Here is an 18027-nt window from a genome sequence, read left to right on the forward strand (position 1 = left end):
TGGCTCCGCCTCGGACACCTCCCCCGGCGTCGGCCCCGGCCGGGCAGGACCCGGTCACATGGCGGAGGCGACGTCCGTATTGGCGAAGTCGTCGCCGACGAACAGCAGGGATTCCCCGGATGTGGCCGCAAGTGCGTACGAGAAGCAGTCACCCAGGTTGAGCCGCGCCGGCGATCCCGAGCCACGTCCGAAGCGCCGGTAGGCGAGGCGGGCCACCTCGGCGTCCCGCCGGTCGAACGGCACGAGCTCGATCCCGAGGGCGTCGACGAGGTCGTCCAGACGCTCCCCGCCGCCCGGCGCTCGCTGGTCCGCGACGATCGACGCCTCGAGCCACGTTGCCGTCGACATCCGGCAGGACCCTTCGACCACCACCCGGGCCACCTGTTCCCACCCCGGCTCCTGGCGGAGGATGGCGATGAGCGCCGACGAGTCGACGATCACCGCGGCAGTCCCGTTGCCGTGTCGTACAGGTCCTCGATCTCGGTCACCCGGTCCGCGCGGTCCGCCATCGGGAGCGCGGCGTAGTCGGTGACGATCGACCGGACCCGGCGCATGCGTTCCTCCGTACGTGCGCGAGTCGGGTCCGCGCCGTGGAGCGCGAGCAGGTGCTCGAGCGCCTCCTCGATCGCGCTCGTCTGCGACTTGCCGGTCACCCGGGCGGCCTCGCGCGCGAGCGCGTGCACCCGCTCGTTCTTGATGTTGAGCCCCATGGGTAGATTCTACCGTCCGACGTGTCTACCCATCTACCTTTCTCGGCGCCTGATCGGGTCGCCCACTACTGCTCGGCGAGGAGCCCGACGCCGGCGTCGACGATCGTCGTCGCCCGCATCTGGTCGACGGCCTCCTCGGACCGGGTCTGGACGACGAGCACGCGGCCGCTCCCCTCGTCGTCGTCGGCGGTCTCGAGGTAGAACGCGAAGGCGAGGACGCCCGGGGCCGAGCCACCCTTGAAGCCCTGGTAGCCCACCCCCTCGGGGATGCCCACGCCGGGGTTGTCCGAGAGGATCTCCCGCACGGGCTCGCCCGACTCGGTCCCCGCCCGCTGCTGGAGGAGCGCGTGGAGGGAGCAGATCTCGCCGCCGGTGAGCATCCAGCCGACGCCCTCGTCCCAGCGCGGCACGGTGACGGCCGTGGCCGCCACGTCGAGCTCGGCGGGCAGGGAGTCGAGCACGGCCTGGCGTTCCTCGGGCGTCGCGGCCGCCTCGTACTGCGCGCGGACGTCGTCCTCGACCTGCCAGCCCAGCTGGAAGAAGTCGCGCGTGCTCGGCACCGGCAGGACCCGGTCGGCGTCGAGCCCGGCCTCCTCGACCACGCCCGCCACGCGCTCCTGGCCCACGGCGTCGAGGATGAGATCAGTGGCCGTGTTGTCGCTGATCGAGATCATCAGCCCGGCGGCCTCGCGCACCGTGACCGTCGACCCGGCCTCGCGGTCCTGGAGGGTGCCGGACGGGAGGCTGCGCAGCTCGTCGGTGATCGTCAGCTCGTCGTCCCAGGAGATCTCGCCCGCCTCGACGGCGTCGACCAGCCCCGCAAGCACGATCAGCTTGAACACCGAGCCGCTGGGCGCGGGCACACCGCCCTCCTCGACACCCGCGGTCGTGTGCTCGATCGTGCACTGCCCGTCCTCGACCGTGCCGACGACGACCTGCGTCTCCCCACCGAGCTCGGTCAGGCTCTCGTCGAGGTCCTCCCAGGCACCGAGCTCGGGGGCCTCGCCCGCGGTGTCGGGGACGAACTGGAGGCCCTCGATGAGGCCGTCCTCGCCGACGAACACGGTCATCACCAGGGGGCCCGCGGCGGAGTCGAGCCGGAGCTCGGCGCCGGCCATGTCGCCGAGCTGCTCGGCGGCCGCGGTGACCGTGTAGGGGGCTCCGGTGCGGAGCTGGGCGAACACGCCGGTGTACTGGTCGGCGGGCACCTGGGCGAGCATCTCCTCGGAGAACCGCTCCTCGACCTCGCTCTCCTCCGGGCCCTCCGCGTCCGCCTCGAGCTGGGCGAGCACCCACTCGACGTGCTCGAGGAGCTCGGGGTCGGTGAGGTGGTCCGCGGGGTCGACGGCCTCGGCGGCGCCGTCGGAGGCCGTCTCGCCGTCGGAGGCGGACTCACCCCCGGTGGGGCTCTCGCCCGACGACGACTCGGCTCCCTCGCTCGGGCTCCCGGTCTGCGAGGAGGACTCCGTCGCCGCCCCGCCGTCGTCCGGGTCGTCGTCCCCGCCGGAGCAGCCGGCGAGGACGAGCGCGAGCGCGACCCCGACGGCGGGCGCGGTGCGGCGGGCGAGGGAGGAGCGGCTGCTGCGACGCGAGGGAGTCATCTCGCCCATTCTGGCAGGGGCACGGATCCCGGGCTCGGGAACGCCGCCTGCGCGGGAGTCTGCGTGGCCGTCCGTCCTCAGGCGCCGGCTCCGGAGGCGATGCCCTTGCCACCCTGCTCGGGCGAGTCCTTGCGGCCCGCCACGTAGTGGAAGATCGTCCAGCAGAGGATCCCGACCATCACGCCGCCACAGACGACGTTACCGAGCGTGACGGGGAGGAGGTTGTCGACGACCAGCGCACCGCAGGTGAGATCGCCGAACGCGGCCTGGCGCCACGTCCCGCCGGCGTGGACCAGTCCGACGATCGTCGGTGCGCCGACGAAGTTGGCCACGTGGAAGACGAACCCGAGGGCGATGTACCCACCGGCGGTCAGGCCGAGCAGGAAGGACTTCAGCGGCCGGCCGGTGCCGGTCACCGCCGACCGGCGTCAGATGACGGAGTAGTCACCGGCCGCACGCAGGGCGCGGTCGATGACGTCCGGGTCGAGCACGACGTCGTCCTTGTGCTTGAGGATGATCTGCGACCCCTGTTCCTCGATCTCCGCCGAGAACCCGCCGACCCCGGCCACCTTGTACATCGCGGCGCGGACGGCGAGCACGTCCCCGTTCGTCCGCATGCCGTCGACGGCGAATGTCGTACTGATCAACTGCTCCCCCTCGATCTAGATCACCCCGTTGAACGCCTGCATGGCGCCGTCCTCGCGGGTGCCGCCGCGGCCGTCACCGTACTCGGCGTAGTCACGGATCCACTCGACGCTCCGGACCCACTTGACCATCTTGTACCCGTGGTTGGACTCCACGCGCAGACGCAGCGGGGCCCCGAGGTGGATGTCGAGCGGTCGGCCGTTGCGCTCGTAGGCGAGGATCGTGTTGGCCTCCTCGAGCATCTTCATGTCGAGCACCGTGTAGAACGGCTCGCGCGGCCGGTGGTCCCACATCTCCTGGGCGAGACCGTGCGAGGTGATCAACACGTAGCTCGCCCCCTCGGGCCGGGGGCCGAGCCGGTCGAGGACGTCGGTCAGCCTGACCCCCGCCCACCTCGAGGTGGCCGACCAGCCCTGCATGCAGGTGTGGACCGCGACGTACTCGGTCCTCGGCATGGCCTTGAGCTCGTCGAGGCTGAGCTCGATCGAGGTGCCGTCGAGGGCGTTGCCGACCTCGAGGCGCCAGTCCTGCCAGTCGGTGTCCCTGTGGTGCAGCCACTCGGGCGACTCGTCCTCGGTCGGCGGCAGACCGTTCGTCCAGTGAAACTCGGACAGGTCCTCGTCGGTGTAGGTCGTCTGCTTGTGCATCCGGGGCTTCATCCAGCCGAGGAACAGCTTCCGCGCGGGCTCGGTGAGGGTGACGAGGATCTTCTGGGTGAGCGGCCGATCGATGAGCGAGGCGTAGCTGAGACCGATCCAGAAGGCGAACACGAGAACGATCGTGATGATGACGGTCGTGAATGCCTGGGCGTACCGGGTGGTGTCGGTGACGCCGAAGACCATGTGCGGCAGGTTGTACTCCGGGTGCACGAGGAACACGAGCCCGACGTGCATGACGATGAAGATCGTCATGAAGACCATGGCGATGAAGTGCAGCGACCGCGCACCCTGGTGGCCGCCGAACAGCTTGACGTACCAGGGGAACCTCGAGCGGATCGCCGGGGCCATCGCGAGTCCGCTGAGGATGAGGAACGGTGCGAGCAGGAAGATGACGGCCGTGTAGCCGAGCATCTGCAAGGAGTCGTAGGGCGAGAAGTGCTCGATCCCGGGCACACCCAGGCCGAGGTAGACCTTGAGCGACTCCCAGGCCTCGGGGAACACGTCCCACGACGTCGGGATGATCCGTCGCCACAGGCCCGTGCCGAACAGCAGAGCGACGTAGACGATCCCGTTGAGCACCCAGAGCATGACGCCGAGACCGTGGAAGTGCCGGCCGAGCCCGATGTTCTTCCGGCCGGGCAGCCCGAACACCGGGCTCATGCTCCGCTCGTCCATGAGCGAGGTGTAGACGCCCTCCTCCTTCGGGAGCTCCTGCCGGGTGAACTTCAGCCACTCCGTGCCAGGTTTGCTGTCGTTCCGCCACCACAGGCGCGGCAGCGAGGAGAGCATCTCCCACCCGCTGCGCAGGAGAATGCCGATGAGCACGAAGTTGAGGAGATGGGTGGCGCGCAGCCACAGGGGAAAGTTGGGGTCCTCCACTGGTTCCTCCGACGACGATGAGCAGGTGCGGGGGCCCGTCCCACTGTATCGAGCAATTCCCGAAAAGGAATGGCGAAAATGCGGGAAAAGTCCGGAACCATGCATTTCTCGGACACATTGCTGAAACTGGGTCGGGGCATTGTCCCAATAGTCCGATTCCAGGTCGTCCGTCTCCGCGGCACCAGTTTCCGAATGATCCGGGTGCGGGTCGGTCGTCTCCGGATCTGCGCGCCGGTCAGGTGCGACCGGTCGGTGCTCGACCGGCCGGGCCGTCAAGGAGCGCAGCCACCTGCTCGTGGAGCATCGGCAGCTCGCGACCTGCGTCGACCTGTCCGCCGGCGACCCCGGCGGCGAAACCGTCGAGCAGGAGCAGCACCCAGGTCGTGAGGCGGTCGGCCGGGACGTCCACGCGCACGGCCCCGGCCCGCTGGGCGCGCGACATCCGCTCCCCCAGCAGCTCGCGGGTGACGCGTTCGTCCGCCTCGAGTGCCGCCACGATCGTCGGGCGGTGCGTCAGCGCGCCGACGGCACGCACGAACCCGGACGCGCGGGGGTCAGCGAGGTCTTCTGCGGCGTGGTCGACGAAGCCGAGGACGGTTCCACGCGGTGAGGCTCCGGCACCACTGCTGCGCGACGCGTGCCCCGAACCTGCGCCGCGGCTTCTCGTCGTGCCGCCCGCCCCGGCGCCGGGCACGCTCGCCGCGCGGGCCGAATCCTCCGGGTTGTCGTCGTCGAGGGAGGCGAACAGCTCCCGCGTCTCCTCGGTACCGAGCTCGACGATCGCCACCACGAGCGCGTCCTTGGTCGCGAAGTGGTGGAAGAAGGTGCCCGAGCCGACACCGGCGATGCGACAGATGTCGGCGGTGGTCGCGGCAGCACCCCGCTCGGCGAACGCGGTGAGGCCTGCGTCGATGAGCTGGAGGCGCCGGGCGCGGCGCAGCTCGGGGTCGACGGGGCGGGCCATGCCCCCACCCTAGTTAATGGAGTGCCCACTCTGCTAACGTCGCGGCATGCTCCCGCTCCGGCAGCGCGCCGCCTCGATCGTCCTCGTCGCGCTCGCCGCACCGGTCTGCGCGGAGATGCTCCAGGCCTACCTGGCCGCGACCGGCGATCCCGGTGAGCTCGCGTTCGCCACCGTGTTCCTCGCACCGCTGTACGGCGGGGCGGCGCTGCTGATCCGGGACCTCGCCGTGCGGACGGGGCGGGGCTGGGCCGGCATCCTCCTGCTCGCCGCCGCGTTCGGGCTCGCGATGACGGGGGTGATCGACCTGTCGATGTTCGCCGGGGACCGCCCCGACGTGTCCTACTGGGACGAGCTGCGCGAGCCGACGATGATCGCCCCGCTCGGGTTCAGCGCGTACGCCACCCTGGTCTGGGTCCTCGGGCACGTGAGCATGAGCGTCGGGGCGCCGCTGGCGATCCACCGCGCGCTCGCCCCGCGTCACGAGGGGCGGCCCCTGCTCGGCCGGTTCGGGACGGTGGTCGCGGTCGCCGCGTGGGTCGCGGTCGCCGTGGCGATCCACTCGGACGGCCGGGACATGTACGGGTACGCGCCGTCGATCGGCCAGGTGGTCGGCGTGCTCGCGGGGGTCGCGGCACTCGTCGCGCTCGCGATGTCGCCGGCAGGGCGGCCGCTGCGGGCGCGGGGCAGGGGGTCGGCCCGAGAGGTCGGCTCCCGCGGCAGCGAGGTCGAGCAGGGCGAGCGCCACCCGGCGGTAGCGCGCCCGGTCAGGACCTGGGTGATCGTGCTCGCGGGGATTCTCGGCAAGGTGCTGCTCGACCTCACGCCGCCCGCGTGGGGCGGGTTCGCGTTCGTGGTCGCGGTGGTCGTCGTCGCTGCGTGGCTCCTCGCCCGGGTGTCCACCCGGCGCCGGTGGGGCGCGCGCGAGGGCGGGATCCTCGGGGCGTCGCTCGTCGTCGGCGGGGTGCTCGTCGGCATGCTCGCCCCGTTGCCCGGCGGGGTGACGATGGGCGCGAAGATCGCGCAGAGCGTGGTGCTCCTCGGGGCGGCGATCGGCGTGCTCGCGGTCGTGCTGCGGCGGGAGCGGCCACGGGCGGCGACACCTCCGACAACTTCCGTCGACAGACATTCGGCCGACGAGAATGTCAGTGAAGTGCCCCTCGAGTGACATTGTTCCCGGAGGCGGCGGACAGCACCCGGGGGTCAGCACCCCGTACCCCGGTAGGGGCGCGAATGGCTCTGGCGGGTGACGCGGCGCACCGATCCGCGTCCTTAGCGTCACCGCCATGACGACGACGATCCCGCTCCGGCCGGTCCCCGCCACCTCCCGGCCCGCCGCGATGCCGCTGCCCGAACCCCGCGCGATCACGCCGGCGCTCCGCACCGCCGCGCCGGCCCTGCTCCGCTCCATCCCTCGCAACGCCGACCCCGACTTCCCGTACGCCCCGCTCGCCTACACGCCGCGCACGGTCGAGGGGCACAAGCTGCTCGCCCTCGACCCGCCGGGCGGCCCGCGGGTCGTCGAGGTGTTCGGCGACCTCGTCACCGCCGACCACATCGTGGTGATGGTGCCGGGCAACGGCCACCACCAGGGCAACTACTTCCGCGCCCGCGGCCCGCTGGCCCTGCGCTCGCGGGCCCAGCTCATGCTCGCCACGACGGCGGGGATCGACCCGGAGGCGCGAGTCGCCGTCGTCGCGTGGGTGGGGTACCGGACCGCCCCGGACCTGCGCGCCTCGTTCGCCATCCGCTACGCCCGCGAGGGCGCCGGCGACCTCGCACGCCTCACCCACTACCTGCCACGCTCGGCGCACCTCACCGTGGTCGGCCACTCGTACGGCACCACCGTCACCGGCCTCGCGCTGGCCGACGCGCGGATCGACGACGTCGTGGCGCTCGGCAGCCCCGGCATGGGCCTGAGGCACCGCACGGACACCGGCCGGCGCGCGCGCATCTGGGCCGCCCAGGCCCCGACCGACTGGATCCGCCACTTCCCACGCGTGAGGTTCGGCCCGCTCGGCCTCGGCCGCTCGCCGCTGCACCCCGCCTTCGGAGCCGTCCGCATCGGCACCGGCGATATCACGGGCCACCTCGCCTACTACGACGAGGGCAGCGAGTCCCTCCTCAACGCCGCGCGCATCGCGCTCGGCCGGTTCGCCGAGGTCACGCTGCACGACGGCGGGACGTCGGTCCCCCGGCCCGAGCTCGCGCCGCCGGGGGCTGCGGCCCCCCGCCCGGCCGGCGGTCCGGCCGGCACCGCGGCGACGACCACCCTGGTGAGGGCCGCGTGAGCACGGCCACCGACCGTCGGACCGTTCCTGCGCACCCGTCCGCACCCGTCGGATCCACGTCCGTCGGGTTCGCCCCCGACCGAACCACCGCCGCGCCGTCGTCCGCCGATCGACGCCCCGACTCGGCGACGCCCGCGGTCCTCGCCGTCGGGCTGCGCTCCTCCTACCCCGGGCGCGGCACGGTGCTCGACGGGATCGACCTCGCCGTCGCACCCGGGACCGTGCACGGCCTGCTCGGCCCGAACGGCGCCGGCAAGTCGACGACCGTGCGGATCCTCGCCACCCTCCAGCGCTTCGACTCGGGCACGGTCCGGGTGGCGGGGCACGACCTCGCGCGCGAGCCCGGCGCCGTCCGGTCGCGCATCGGGGTGGCGGGGCAGCACGCGGCCCTCGACCCGGTGCTCAGCGGCCGCGAGAACCTCACGATGTTCGCCCGCCTCCACCGGATGCGGCCCCGCGCCGCGCGCGCCCGCGCGGGTGAGCTGCTCGACCGGTTCGACCTCGCGGCGGCCGCCGACCGCCCGCTGCGCCACTACTCGGGCGGGATGCGGCGCCGCCTCGATCTCGCGGTCAGCCTGATCCGCAGCCCGCAGGTCCTCTTCCTCGACGAGCCGACGACCGGCCTCGACCCGCGCAGCCGCAGCGAGGTGTGGGACGCCGTGCGCGAGCTGGCCGCGGGCGGCACCACCGTGCTGCTCACCACCCAGTACCTCGAGGAGGCCGACCGCCTCTGCCGCCGCATCTCCCTCCTGCGGGCGGGGCGCATCGCCCTGGAGGGCTCGCCCGACGAGCTCAAGGCGACCATCGGCGGGAGCCGGCTCGAGGTCGCCGTCCCGCCGGGCGCCTCACCGGCCGACATCTCCCGCACGCTCGCCGGCGCCCTCGGCGTCACGACCGACGTCGACGACGCCGCCCGCCGGGTCTCCGCGCCGCTCGACGGCGCGACCGACGCCCTCGCCCGCGCCGCGGCCGCGCTGTCCGGGCTCGGTGTGCACGTGGACGACCTCGCGCTGCGCCGCCCCGACCTCGACGACGTCTTCCTCCGCCTCACCGCACCCGACATCTCCGAAGGGCCGCACCGATGACCGCGCACCTCGTCAGCCCACCCACACTCCCCTCCCCGACGGCGGCGCTCGCCTCCCGCGCGCCGGCACCCGCACGGGGACGCACCTCGGGAGCCGGGGCCGCGTCGGCGCCCGGTCCCGCAGCCGGTCACGCCCGCGCGCGGGGCGTCGGCTCGTCGTCGTCGGGCATGTCCGCCCTCGGGTGGGCGTTGTCGGACACGTGGGTCGTGGCCGGTCGCCACCTGCGCCGGCTCCGCCGACGGCCCGACGAGCTGCTCAGCACGCTGCTCGTCCCCGTCATGGCGGTCGCGATGTTCGGGCTCGTCCTCGGCGACGCCTTCGGGGCCGCGATGGCCGCGCCCGGGGTCGACTACCGCGAGTTCCTCCTGCCCGGGGTCTTCGTCCTCACGATGGCGTTCGGCATCGGGTCGACCACCGTGTCGGTCGCCGCCGACGTCCGCGACTCCGTGGTGGACCGAATGCGGTCGATGCCGACGGCGCCCGCGGCGATCCTCGCGGGTCGGGCGCTCGCGGACCTCGTCACCGCCGTCGTCGAGCTCGCGGTGCTCGCCGGGATGGGCGCGCTGCTGGGCTGGCAGTGGCACGGCGGACCCGTGGCCGTGGCCGGCGCGCTCGGGCTGCTCCTCGCTCTCCGGCTGGCGTTCTCGTGGATCGGGATCGTGCTCGGCCTCCTCGTCAGCGGGCCGGAGGCGGCGATGAAGTACTTCGCGCTCGTGTTCCCGCTCGCGATGGTGGCCGAGACGATCGTGCCGACCGCACTCATGCCGGGCTGGCTCGCCGGCCTCGCGGCGTGGAACCCGCTCTCGTCCACGGTGGTGGCCACCCGGGAGCTGTTCGGCGTGGGCGGCCCGGAGGCGTCGACCTGGATCGCCGAGCACGCCCAGGTCATGGCGCTCGCGTGGCCCGCGGCGATCGTGGCGGTCTGCGTGCCGGTGGCGCTGCTCCTGCTCCGCAGGCTCGGCCGGTGACGCGGCGGAGCCCCGGCCGAGCCGCTCCCGAGTCGGTCGGCCGGGGCTCCGGCGTACGGCGGGCTCGACGCCGGACCCGGAGGACGACAGGTGTGGCTCCTGCGGCGATCGCGCCGGTCCGAGAGCTCGCCCGCGGGACTACCTGGCGTCGGTCGCGGGCCCGGCGACGGCTCCCACGAGCGCGGCACCGTCGTCGTCGGCGGTCGTCCCAGTCGAACCGGTCGTGCCGTCCTCGACGGCGGGACCGTCCGTCGTCGTTGACGCCGAGTCCCGGCCGGCGCGAATCGTGAACGACATCGCGACGGCAACCAGCCCCGCGACGATGCCGACGACGAACGCGGCCCGCGTGCCGAGCGCCTGGGTGTCGCCCGCGCTCGCACCGGCGTCGGCCAGGCCGATCCCGATGGTCATGACGGCGACGAACACGCCGGTCCCGACCGCGCCCGAGAGCTGCTGGACGGTGTTGACGATCGCGGACCCGTGACCGTAGAGGTCGCGCGGGAGGGAGCCGAGCGAGACGGTCATCAGAGGCGTCATCAGGCACGCCATGCCGACGCAGAAGACGACGTGCGCCGCGACGACGACCGTCAGCGAGGTGTCGACGCCGATCGTGCTCAGCCACGCCTGGCCACCGAGCAGGAGGAACGCGCCCGGGATGACGAGGGGGCGAGGGCCGTGCGCGTCGAAGATCCGCCCTGCGAGGGGGGAGATGACGCCCTGGACCAGCCCGCCGGGCAGGAGCAGCAGGCCGGTGGTGAGGGCGTCGACGCCCATGGCACCCACGAGGTGGAGCGGCAGGACGATGACGGTGCCGAGCATCGTGGCCATGCAGAGCCCGATGATGATCGTCGACCGGCGGAAGACGCCGACGGACAGGGGCGCGATGTCGAGCAGAGGGGCGCCCGAGGTCCGGGCGAGGCCGAGCTGCCGGCGTACGAACAGGAGGAGGCCGGCGGCCCCGACGACGAGGGCGATCGCGGGCACGACGTCGCCGTCGACGAGCGCGCCGAGGGTGCTGAGCGCGTAGACGATGCCGCCGAACGCGACGGCGGAGAGCAGGACGGAGGCGAGGTCGAACGGGGGCCGGCGGGTGGCGCCGTCGGTGTGAAGGACGATCAGGCTGGCGACGAGGAGGACCGCGGCGATCGGGATCATGCCGAGGAACAGCCAGCGCCAGCCGAACGACTCGACGACGAACCCGGAGATGGTCGGGCCGAGCGCCGGGGCCGCCGAGATCACCACCGCGTTGAGGCCCATGACGGTGCCGCGGTGCCGGGCGGGGACCGTGGACAGGGTGGTGGCCATCAGCTGCGGCAGGATGATCGCCGTCCCGCCGGCCTGGAGCACGCGTCCGGCGAGGAGGAGCCCGAACGACGGTGCGACCGCCGCGGTGACGGTGCCGAGGAGGAACACGGCGAGCGCCGCCCCGAACAGGGCGCGCGTGGTGAACCGCCGGAGCAGGTACCCGGTGGTGGGGATGACGATCGCCATCGTCAGGAGGAACCCGGTGGTCAGCCACTGGCCGACCGCCGCGGAGACGTGCAGGTCCCCCATGACGGCGGGGAGGGCAACGCTGAGGGCGGTCTCGTTGAGCATCGCGACCAGCGCCGCGAGGACGAGGACCGCGAGCACCGCGACGACGCGTCCGGTCACGCGCTCCGGCTCGAGGTCGTGGGCGTGGTGCTGGGCGTGGTCGTGGGCGTCCGAGCGGGGCTCGGCAGGGTCGTGCGTGCGCATGGCAGGTCCTTCACGGTGTCGTCGAAACAGGGTTCGACGCCACGCCGCGCCATGCCCAGGAAGAGTGGCACGGACGAAGGTCCCGAGGTAATAGTGCCCTCAGTCACATCATGAGGTGGGCGGGCGGACGTGTCCGCGCAGGTGGATGCGACGGTCCGGTCTGGTCGGCGCCGAGGTCCGGGCTCCGCCTCACACCTCCCGGCGCGGATTCCGGACCGGTCACCGGCCGGCGGTCTCGGCCGGGTCGCAGCGTCACACGGAGGGTCCCGAGAGCGCGGCGAGCGCGACGTCCGAGTCGGCGAGCGCCGCCCGGTCGTGGGTCGAGGAGAACGCGACGATCTCGCTCGCTCCCGTGCGCTCGACCAGCGCCCGGAGCTGGGCGGCCACCTCGGCCTGGGTCCCGTGGATCCCCTGGTCGAGGTGCCGCTGCACGGCCCCCTCCTGCTTCTCGGTCAAGCGCGCGTGCGGGGCCGTGCGCAGCGGCGGGAACGCGCCGCGGGCGGTCGACTCGACCATCGCCCACGCCTCGGGCAGGGCGAGCTCGCGGGCCCGCTCCGTCGTCTCCGCGACGAGCACGTCGATGCTGACGAGCACCCGAGGTTCGGGGTTGTCCGGCGTCGGGCGGAAGTCGTTGCGGTAGCCCTCGATCTCGGAGAGGTCGCCCCACAGGACAGGGCCCCCGACGACGACGGGCAGCCCTCGTTCGGCCGCCACCGCGAGGCCCGACCTGGTCGCGAGGACGTACACGGGGGGGCGCCTGGACGTCGCGGGGCATGGCGGTGACGGGTCCGTCGTCGTCGAGGTAGGCGGACAGCTCGGCGAGGTCCCGGGCGAGGTCGCCGGTCGCGTACTCGTCGACCCCGAGGGCGTGCCGCACCGGCGCCGTGAAGCCGAGGGAGCGGCCGATGCCGAGGTCGATCCGGTCCGGGTGGAGCGCCTCGAGCATCCGCGCCTGCTCGGCCACGACGATCGGGCGGTGGTTGGGCAGCATGACACCGGCCGAGCCGACCCGGATGCGTTCCGTGCGCGCGGCGATCGCGGCCATGAGCAGCATCGGGGCGCCGCTCGCGATGCCGGGGACGGCGTGGTGCTCGGCGACCCACACGCGGGGCAGGCCGAGGCGTTCCGCGCGGACGGCGCGCTCGATCGTGGTGGCGAGGGCGTCGCCGGCCGGCTCGCCGTCGCGGGTGCGGGAGCGGTCGAGCAGGGAGATCGGGACCGGGAGCGGGGCGGGCGTGGCGTCGTGAGCTGCGGGCAGGGCGGCCATGGTGCTCCCGACGGTATCCGTACCGGCGCGCAATGCCGAGGGCGATCTCCAGGTCCTCCGCACCAGCGCGACTCGGCAGCGCGACGAATCCGCGCGCCGGCCCGCGTACCTACCGATGAGGCCGTCGACCGACGGCCCGGCACCGATGGGAGAGACGGATGACCGACACCTACGACCTGCTCGTCACCGAACGCACCCGCCTGACGGAGCTGCTCGCCGGGCTGTCCCCCGAGCAGTGGCGCGCACAGAGCCTGTGCGAGAACTGGTCCGTGCGCGAGGTGGTGGCCCACATGACCGCGCACCTCATCCACCCCGACGAGGAGTACGGGTCGGCCGAGATCACGTCGATCGCGGACATGAACGCCATGCTCGACGACTGGGCGCGGTCCGACGCCGCCGCCCGGACCGACGCCGAGCTCCTCGAGCTCTACCGCTCCGGCATCGAGAGCCGCTGGGCCCCTGAGGGCGGCGGCCTCGAGGGCGCCCTGTCGCACGACGTCATCCACGGCCTCGACATCACCGTGCCGCTCGGGCTGCCCGGACCTGCCACGGACGCGGTCGAGCGGGCGATCTCCGGCGGCGGGCCCGAGAACTGGGGGTTCTTCGGCGTCGACCTCGCCGGGTACCGGCTCGTCGCGACGGACGCCGACGTGAGCGTCGGCGACGGCGAGCGCCTCGTCGAGCGCCCCGTCACCGAGGTGCTCAGGATCCTCACCGCCCGACGGCCCTTCCCCGCGCGGAACGGCGCCGCGTAACGTCGTGGGAGTGGTGACGACCGACGCGAGCCCCGGCCCGGCCGCCGTGAGCGAGGAGGACCTCGACGGCCTCCGCAGAGGTCTGACCGGCTTCTGCTACCGGATGCTGGGGGACGCGCACGAGGCGGAGGACGCGGCCCAGGAGACGCTCGTGCGCCTGTGGCAGGCGGCCGACCGGTTCGATCCCGCCCGCGGGTCGCTGCGCACGTGGGCCTACGCGGCGGCCTCGCGGGTGTGCATCGACCTCCACCGCCGCGTCCAGCGGCGCGCACTGCCGATGGACCTCACGGGGCCGGCCCGGCCGGGCACCGCGATCGGCGAGCCGGAGCCCGAGCGCTGGGTGACGCCGGTCGCCGACGACCGCGCCGTCGATCCCGCCGAGACCGCGGTCGGGCGCGAGAGCCTGCGGATCGCCCTCGTCGTGGCGCTGCAGCGGCTGTCGGCCCAGCAGCGCGCGGTGCTCCTGCTCCGCGACGTGTACGGCCTGAGCGCGCGGCAGACGGCGGAGGCGCTCGGGCTCGGCGAGTCCGCCACCCACAGCACCCTGCAGCGTGCACGGCGGGCGCTCGATCCCGGTGACCGGGGTGACGCGCTCGTCGACGGGGCGCCCGTCGACACCGACCTCCTCGAGCGCTACCGGGTGGCGTTCGAGGCGCACGACGTCGACCTCATGCGTGCGCTCCTCCACGAGGACGTGCGCAACTCGATGCCGCCGTTCTCGTGGTGGCTCGACGGCCGGGAGGACGTCCTCGAGGCGTTCGCGCAACCGGGCGGCTGCCAGGGCCACCGGCTCGTCCCGTTCGCCGCGAGCGGCACGACGATGTTCGGCCAGTACCGCCCCGAGGGCGCCGTCTGGGTCCCGTTCGCCGTGCTCGGCGTGGAGGCAGAGGGCGGCCGCGTGCGGCGCACCATCACCTGGCTCGACGCCGCCGGCCGGTTCGCCGAGCTCGGCCTGCCGGAGCGGCTCGGCTCGACGGAGTAGGTGCGCCGGCTCCTGGCAGCCGGCCGTCACCCCTCGGTCAGCGCGTTGTCGATCGCCTCAAGATGAACTCGGGCGTCCGTCAGGACTTCGGAGATGCTGCGCCGCCCGCGCGCGCTCACAGCGCTACCGCCTCGTCGAGGATGCGCTGCCTCATGGACTCCCGCAGAGCGGTGTCGGGGACCAGATCGACCGGATGCCCGACCAGTACGGAGATCTCGTCCTCCAACGCACTGAGCTCCATCAGACTGAGTGGTCGATCCGGACTGAACAGCAGATCGATGTCCGAGCCGTCGACATCGGACTCCCGGGCGACCGAGCCGAAGACCCGGACGTTGCTCCCTCCGGCATTCGCTACCGCCTGACGCACGTCGTCCCTCGCCGCCCGCAGTCTCAGACCCAGTGGTGTGGAGGCGTGGAACCGCAGCAGCCGAGAGACCTCTGGCTGGCTCCGGCCGATCTCGCGCGCGATGGCCCGCTGCGACATCCCCCGCGCGGCAGCGCGGCGAACCCCGTCGACGAGCTCACGACGAGCTCGAGCGACAGTCTCGTCACTGGCTCTCGCCAGCTCCGCAAGGTCACCCATGTGATGACGATAGCATCTCCTATCACCCTGACCAGGGTCATGCACAACCCCCGCGTCGACCAGCTCCAGCCACCAGTTCCGGCATATTTCCGTCGACCCGGCACGCGCGGTCCGCTGTGATCTCCCCATGGCGATGGAGCTGAGCACCCCGACCGTGGCCGAGCTGCCCGACATCGTCGAGGCGATGCGCCCCTGGCAGCTGGACGACGCCCCGATCCAGCTGCACCCCGGCGACGTCGCCTGGCACTGGCGGCTCGGCGCGGAGACCGTGGCCGCCGCGCTCCGTACCTGGCGGCTGGACGGCCGGCTCGTCGCCGTCGGGTTCCTCGACGGACCCGGGCTCGTGCGCACGGGGGTCGACCCCGAGCACGCCGGGGACGAGGGGCTCGCCAGAACCATCGCCGACGACGTCGCCGACCCCGCCCGTGGGCTCCTCGCCGAGGGCGCGGCCGCCGTCGAGGTGACGGCCGGCACGGCGCTCTCGGACGCGCTGCTCCGCGACGGGTGGCGCGAGGGTCCGGCGTGGGCGGCCCTGCGCCGCGACCTCACGGACCCCGTCGAGGACCCCGGGATCGCGATCGAGGTGGTAGGTCCGGGGACCGCGGCGGAGCGGGTCGAGCTCCAGCGCGCGTCGTTCGACGTCTCGAGGTTCACGCTCGACCAGTGGCACACGCTCGCGGCGTCCCCGCCGTACGCCGACGCCGCGTGCCTGCTGGCCCGCGACGCAGACGGGACTGCCGTCGCTGCGGCCAGCGTGTGGTCGGCCGGACCGGGCCGACCCGGGCTCATCGAGCCGCTCGGTGCCCATCGGAACCACCGCGGCCGCGGGTACGGACGCGCGATCACGCTCGCGTGCGCCGCCCACCTACGGGAGTTGGGCGCCTCGTCCGTGCTCGTCAAGACGGAGGGGCACAACGCCGCCGGCGTCGGCGCCTACCGCTCGGCCGGGCTCACGCTCGACCCGCCGGCCCCGGACCTCGTTCGGGGGTAGTTCGGCCCACCAGGTGTGGCGCCGGCACCGGGCCCCTCGCTCCGGTCACCGCCGGCGAGCGCAGCTCCGGTGGCGACCGGCCGATCAGCTCCGGCTCTCCACCGGATCGCTGACGTGCGTCTCGAGCCAACTCTTCAACGGTGCCGCGCCTCGCCAGACGGTGCGGATCGCGTCGAGCGTCTCAGGCGTGTGCATCCAGTCGTCTTTCGCCCATTCCTGGACGACGGCGGCACCCTTCCATCTCAGGTGCTGGATGCGGGGATGATCTGCGCTGTAGCCCTTCGGGGCTGTCCTCAACGGTTCCTCGGCGCCGTGCGAGACCGGGAGCGACCGTGCCTCGAGGGTGCGCGTCAGCTGCTCGAACTCGCTGCCGCTCGCGTCGTCGTCGATCGCGGCGCGGTATCGGCGGAGCTGCGCGGGTGACATGAGCATGGCGCCGTACCCGGCGACGATGCCCGTGGCGGAGGCCTCGAGGTAGTAGCCGATCCCGCGGGCCGCACGAGACACGCTGGTCGCCCCCGTCCAGAGCTTGTAGGGCGATCTGTCGGCGGAGAATCTCAGGTCCCGGTTCGGTCGGAACATGCGCAGCGTCCCGAACTCGTCGGAGAGCTCGGCGAGCAGCGCCCGCACCGGCGCGCGGACGTCCTCCTCCCACCGCCGCTTGTTCGCCTGCCAGAACGTCTTCGTGTTGTCGGCCGCCAGGTCCTCGAAGAACTGGAACAGGCCCGGCGGGAGACCGTGGAACGCGCTCATCCTCCGCCACCCGTGACCCGGCGGTTGTGCTCCAGGGCGATCTCGACCCAGGTGTCGAGCGCGTCGTCGCCGTCGACGACGTCGGAGGAGACCTCGATCCATCCCGGACCCATGTCGCGGCCCGGCCCCATCTCCGCCTGGGCCGCTCCCGGCCTGTCGAGCAGCTCGTCGTGCCGGTCCTTGTCGACCCGGACGAGGAGGCCGCCGTCCTTGAGGGCGCTGACGATCATCTTCTCGTTGACCATCACGGACCTGCCGCCGAACATCGACACCTCGCGCACCGCGGACTGGTCGGTCAGACGTGCGCGGAGGCGCTCGACGAGGACGGTCTGCTCGGGAGTCATGGCGTGCTCCTGTTGTCGTGCCGTCGGGGCGGCGGTGGAGAGGGTCAGGTCGGGAGTGGCTGCCAGTGATCGGGTCCGGCGTCACCACCGGCCCCGACCGTGGCGAGTCGAGGGAGGAAGTTCGCCCATCCGTCGGCGTGGCCGCGCACCTCGGTGTCCGGCAGGTCGGAGTGGCGCAGGTCGACACGGGTTCCGGCGGCGGTCCGGGTGAGACGGAACTCGACGGTCGAGGCTCCCGCGGGCAGGTCGTCGCTGCCGACGAATCCCCACGACACCACCACCCGGTTCGGGCGCTCGACGTGCAGGAAGTCGCCCCGCACGGGATGTCCGGCGATGTCGACGGCGAACCGCCCGCCGGGCGTGGGGTCGATATCGGCGTGCCGGCCCATCCAGGCCGTGAGGCCGTCGTTGGTGGTCAGGTACTCGAACACCGTCTCCGGTGCGGCGGCGATGTCGATGGAGTCCCGGAACTCAGCCATGAACCGTCCCCTCGTTCGACTCGATGACGGCCTTGAGGTCGGCCAGCCGCCTCGGCCAGAAGTCGTCGAGGTAGGAGCGCACGGCAGCGAGCCCGTCGGTGTCGACCGCGAACAGGTGACGGGTTCCCTCGCGAACGCCGACGGCGAGGCCCGCCCTGCGGAGCACGCCGAGGTGGTGCGAGGTCGTCTGCTGCGAGAGGCCGACCTCCTCGGCGATCGCCCCGACCGGCCGCGGGGCGGTCCGGATCACCCGCAGAATCTCCCGCCGGTTCCCGTCGGCGAGCGCGCGCAGCGCCAGGTCCAGGCTGTCCGCCGTCGCTGCGCCCATCGCTCGCCT

Annotated in this window: 21 protein-coding genes and 1 pseudogene; 7 read left to right on the top strand and 15 right to left on the bottom strand. The window is 73.1% G+C overall.

Going from position 1 to position 18027, the window contains the following annotated elements; translation table 11 throughout:
• Positions 1-54: 54 nt before the first annotated feature.
• The 7 genes from ACPYO6_RS05810 to ACPYO6_RS05840 all read right to left on the bottom strand — a co-directional run bounded on the left by ACPYO6_RS05810 (position 55) and on the right by ACPYO6_RS05840 (position 5458).
• Positions 55-441 carry a type II toxin-antitoxin system VapC family toxin gene (locus tag ACPYO6_RS05810; RefSeq protein WP_425713953.1) on the bottom strand — a complete coding sequence of 129 codons (387 nt, stop codon included), beginning with the start codon at positions 439-441 and terminating at the stop codon, positions 55-57.
• Positions 438-710 carry a type II toxin-antitoxin system VapB family antitoxin gene (locus ACPYO6_RS05815; protein WP_425713954.1) on the bottom strand — a complete coding sequence of 91 codons (273 nt, stop codon included), beginning with the start codon at positions 708-710 and terminating at the stop codon, positions 438-440. Before ACPYO6_RS05815 ends, ACPYO6_RS05810 begins: the two co-directional genes overlap by 4 nt.
• Positions 711-775: 65 nt before the next feature.
• Complete coding sequence (locus ACPYO6_RS05820) at positions 776-2311, bottom strand: serine hydrolase (RefSeq protein WP_425713955.1); 1536 nt, start codon at positions 2309-2311, stop codon at positions 776-778.
• Positions 2312-2388: 77 nt separating this feature from the next.
• Entirely contained in the window at positions 2389-2727 is a 339-nt protein-coding gene (locus ACPYO6_RS05825; RefSeq protein WP_425713956.1) for a hypothetical protein, read from the bottom strand.
• Positions 2728-2739: 12 nt separating this feature from the next.
• A complete protein-coding gene (locus ACPYO6_RS05830) occupies positions 2740-2958 on the bottom strand; it encodes a hypothetical protein (protein ID WP_425713957.1) in 219 nt (72 codons plus the stop codon).
• Between the two features lie 15 nt (positions 2959-2973).
• Positions 2974-4494 (bottom strand): molybdopterin-dependent oxidoreductase, encoded by a 1521-nt coding sequence (locus ACPYO6_RS05835; protein WP_425713958.1) that lies wholly within the window; start codon positions 4492-4494, stop codon positions 2974-2976.
• Between the two features lie 235 nt (positions 4495-4729).
• Positions 4730-5458 (bottom strand): TetR/AcrR family transcriptional regulator, encoded by a 729-nt coding sequence (locus tag ACPYO6_RS05840; RefSeq protein ID WP_425713959.1) that lies wholly within the window; start codon positions 5456-5458, stop codon positions 4730-4732.
• A gap of 46 nt (positions 5459-5504) precedes the next feature.
• Here ACPYO6_RS05840 and ACPYO6_RS05845 point away from each other — a divergent pair, with 46 nt between their 5' ends.
• The 4 genes from ACPYO6_RS05845 to ACPYO6_RS05860 all read left to right on the top strand — a co-directional run bounded on the left by ACPYO6_RS05845 (position 5505) and on the right by ACPYO6_RS05860 (position 9799).
• Complete coding sequence (locus ACPYO6_RS05845) at positions 5505-6623, top strand: hypothetical protein (RefSeq protein ID WP_425713960.1); 1119 nt, start codon at positions 5505-5507, stop codon at positions 6621-6623.
• Positions 6624-6741: 118 nt separating this feature from the next.
• Positions 6742-7746 carry an alpha/beta hydrolase gene (locus tag ACPYO6_RS05850; RefSeq protein WP_425713961.1) on the top strand — a complete coding sequence of 335 codons (1005 nt, stop codon included), beginning with the start codon at positions 6742-6744 and terminating at the stop codon, positions 7744-7746.
• Positions 7743-8831 carry an ABC transporter ATP-binding protein gene (locus tag ACPYO6_RS05855; protein WP_425713962.1) on the top strand — a complete coding sequence of 363 codons (1089 nt, stop codon included), beginning with the start codon at positions 7743-7745 and terminating at the stop codon, positions 8829-8831. Before ACPYO6_RS05850 ends, ACPYO6_RS05855 begins: the two co-directional genes overlap by 4 nt.
• Entirely contained in the window at positions 8828-9799 is a 972-nt protein-coding gene (locus ACPYO6_RS05860) for an ABC transporter permease (RefSeq protein ID WP_425713963.1), read from the top strand. The genes ACPYO6_RS05855 and ACPYO6_RS05860 overlap by 4 nt, the downstream gene beginning before the upstream one ends.
• A 138-nt stretch (positions 9800-9937) precedes the next feature.
• Here the strand turns inward: ACPYO6_RS05860 and ACPYO6_RS05865 are convergent, their stop codons facing one another.
• From ACPYO6_RS05865 to ACPYO6_RS05875, 3 genes and pseudogenes are all read right to left on the bottom strand, one after another.
• Positions 9938-11536: an MDR family MFS transporter gene (locus ACPYO6_RS05865; RefSeq protein WP_425713964.1), complete on the bottom strand. Its 1599-nt coding sequence runs from the start codon at positions 11534-11536 to the stop codon at positions 9938-9940.
• A 252-nt stretch (positions 11537-11788) separates the two neighbouring features.
• Positions 11789-12283, bottom strand: coding sequence for an LLM class flavin-dependent oxidoreductase (locus tag ACPYO6_RS05870; RefSeq protein ID WP_425714050.1), 495 nt, complete (start codon positions 12281-12283; stop codon positions 11789-11791).
• 58 nt (positions 12284-12341) lie between these two features.
• Positions 12342-12803: pseudogene (locus ACPYO6_RS05875) on the bottom strand (MsnO8 family LLM class oxidoreductase); the annotation flags it as partial.
• Between the two features lie 158 nt (positions 12804-12961).
• On the opposite strand from ACPYO6_RS05875, the gene ACPYO6_RS05880 reads away from it, so the two are divergent.
• Positions 12962-13558, top strand: coding sequence for a maleylpyruvate isomerase family mycothiol-dependent enzyme (locus ACPYO6_RS05880; RefSeq protein ID WP_425713965.1), 597 nt, complete (start codon positions 12962-12964; stop codon positions 13556-13558).
• A 10-nt stretch (positions 13559-13568) separates the two neighbouring features.
• Entirely contained in the window at positions 13569-14540 is a 972-nt protein-coding gene (locus ACPYO6_RS05885) for an RNA polymerase subunit sigma-70 (RefSeq protein ID WP_425713966.1), read from the top strand.
• A gap of 115 nt (positions 14541-14655) precedes the next feature.
• Here ACPYO6_RS05885 and ACPYO6_RS05890 read toward each other — a convergent pair whose 3' ends face one another.
• Entirely contained in the window at positions 14656-15123 is a 468-nt protein-coding gene (locus tag ACPYO6_RS05890; protein WP_425713967.1) for a nucleotidyltransferase family protein, read from the bottom strand.
• 127 nt (positions 15124-15250) lie between these two features.
• Between ACPYO6_RS05890 and ACPYO6_RS05895 the strand changes: the two genes are divergently transcribed.
• A complete protein-coding gene (locus tag ACPYO6_RS05895; protein WP_425713968.1) occupies positions 15251-16114 on the top strand; it encodes a GNAT family N-acetyltransferase in 864 nt (287 codons plus the stop codon).
• A gap of 84 nt (positions 16115-16198) precedes the next feature.
• Here the strand turns inward: ACPYO6_RS05895 and ACPYO6_RS05900 are convergent, their stop codons facing one another.
• From ACPYO6_RS05900 to ACPYO6_RS05915, 4 genes are read right to left on the bottom strand one after another with little or no spacing between them, the layout of a single operon-like run.
• The gene (locus ACPYO6_RS05900) at positions 16199-16867 is read right to left on the bottom strand and encodes a DUF2461 domain-containing protein (RefSeq protein ID WP_425713969.1); all 669 of its coding nucleotides are present in this window, start codon (positions 16865-16867) and stop codon (positions 16199-16201) included.
• Complete coding sequence (locus ACPYO6_RS05905; RefSeq protein ID WP_425713970.1) at positions 16864-17211, bottom strand: TfoX/Sxy family protein; 348 nt, start codon at positions 17209-17211, stop codon at positions 16864-16866. Before ACPYO6_RS05905 ends, ACPYO6_RS05900 begins: the two co-directional genes overlap by 4 nt.
• A gap of 44 nt (positions 17212-17255) precedes the next feature.
• Positions 17256-17690, bottom strand: a complete 435-nt coding sequence (locus ACPYO6_RS05910) for an SRPBCC family protein (RefSeq protein WP_425713971.1) — start codon at positions 17688-17690, stop codon at positions 17256-17258.
• Positions 17683-18018, bottom strand: a complete 336-nt coding sequence (locus ACPYO6_RS05915) for an ArsR/SmtB family transcription factor (RefSeq protein WP_425713972.1) — start codon at positions 18016-18018, stop codon at positions 17683-17685. The genes ACPYO6_RS05910 and ACPYO6_RS05915 overlap by 8 nt, the downstream gene beginning before the upstream one ends.
• Positions 18019-18027 lie beyond the last annotated feature (9 nt).

The sequence above is a fragment of the Georgenia sp. Z1344 genome (assembly GCF_049856295.1).
Taxonomy (GTDB): domain Bacteria; phylum Actinomycetota; class Actinomycetes; order Actinomycetales; family Actinomycetaceae; genus JB111.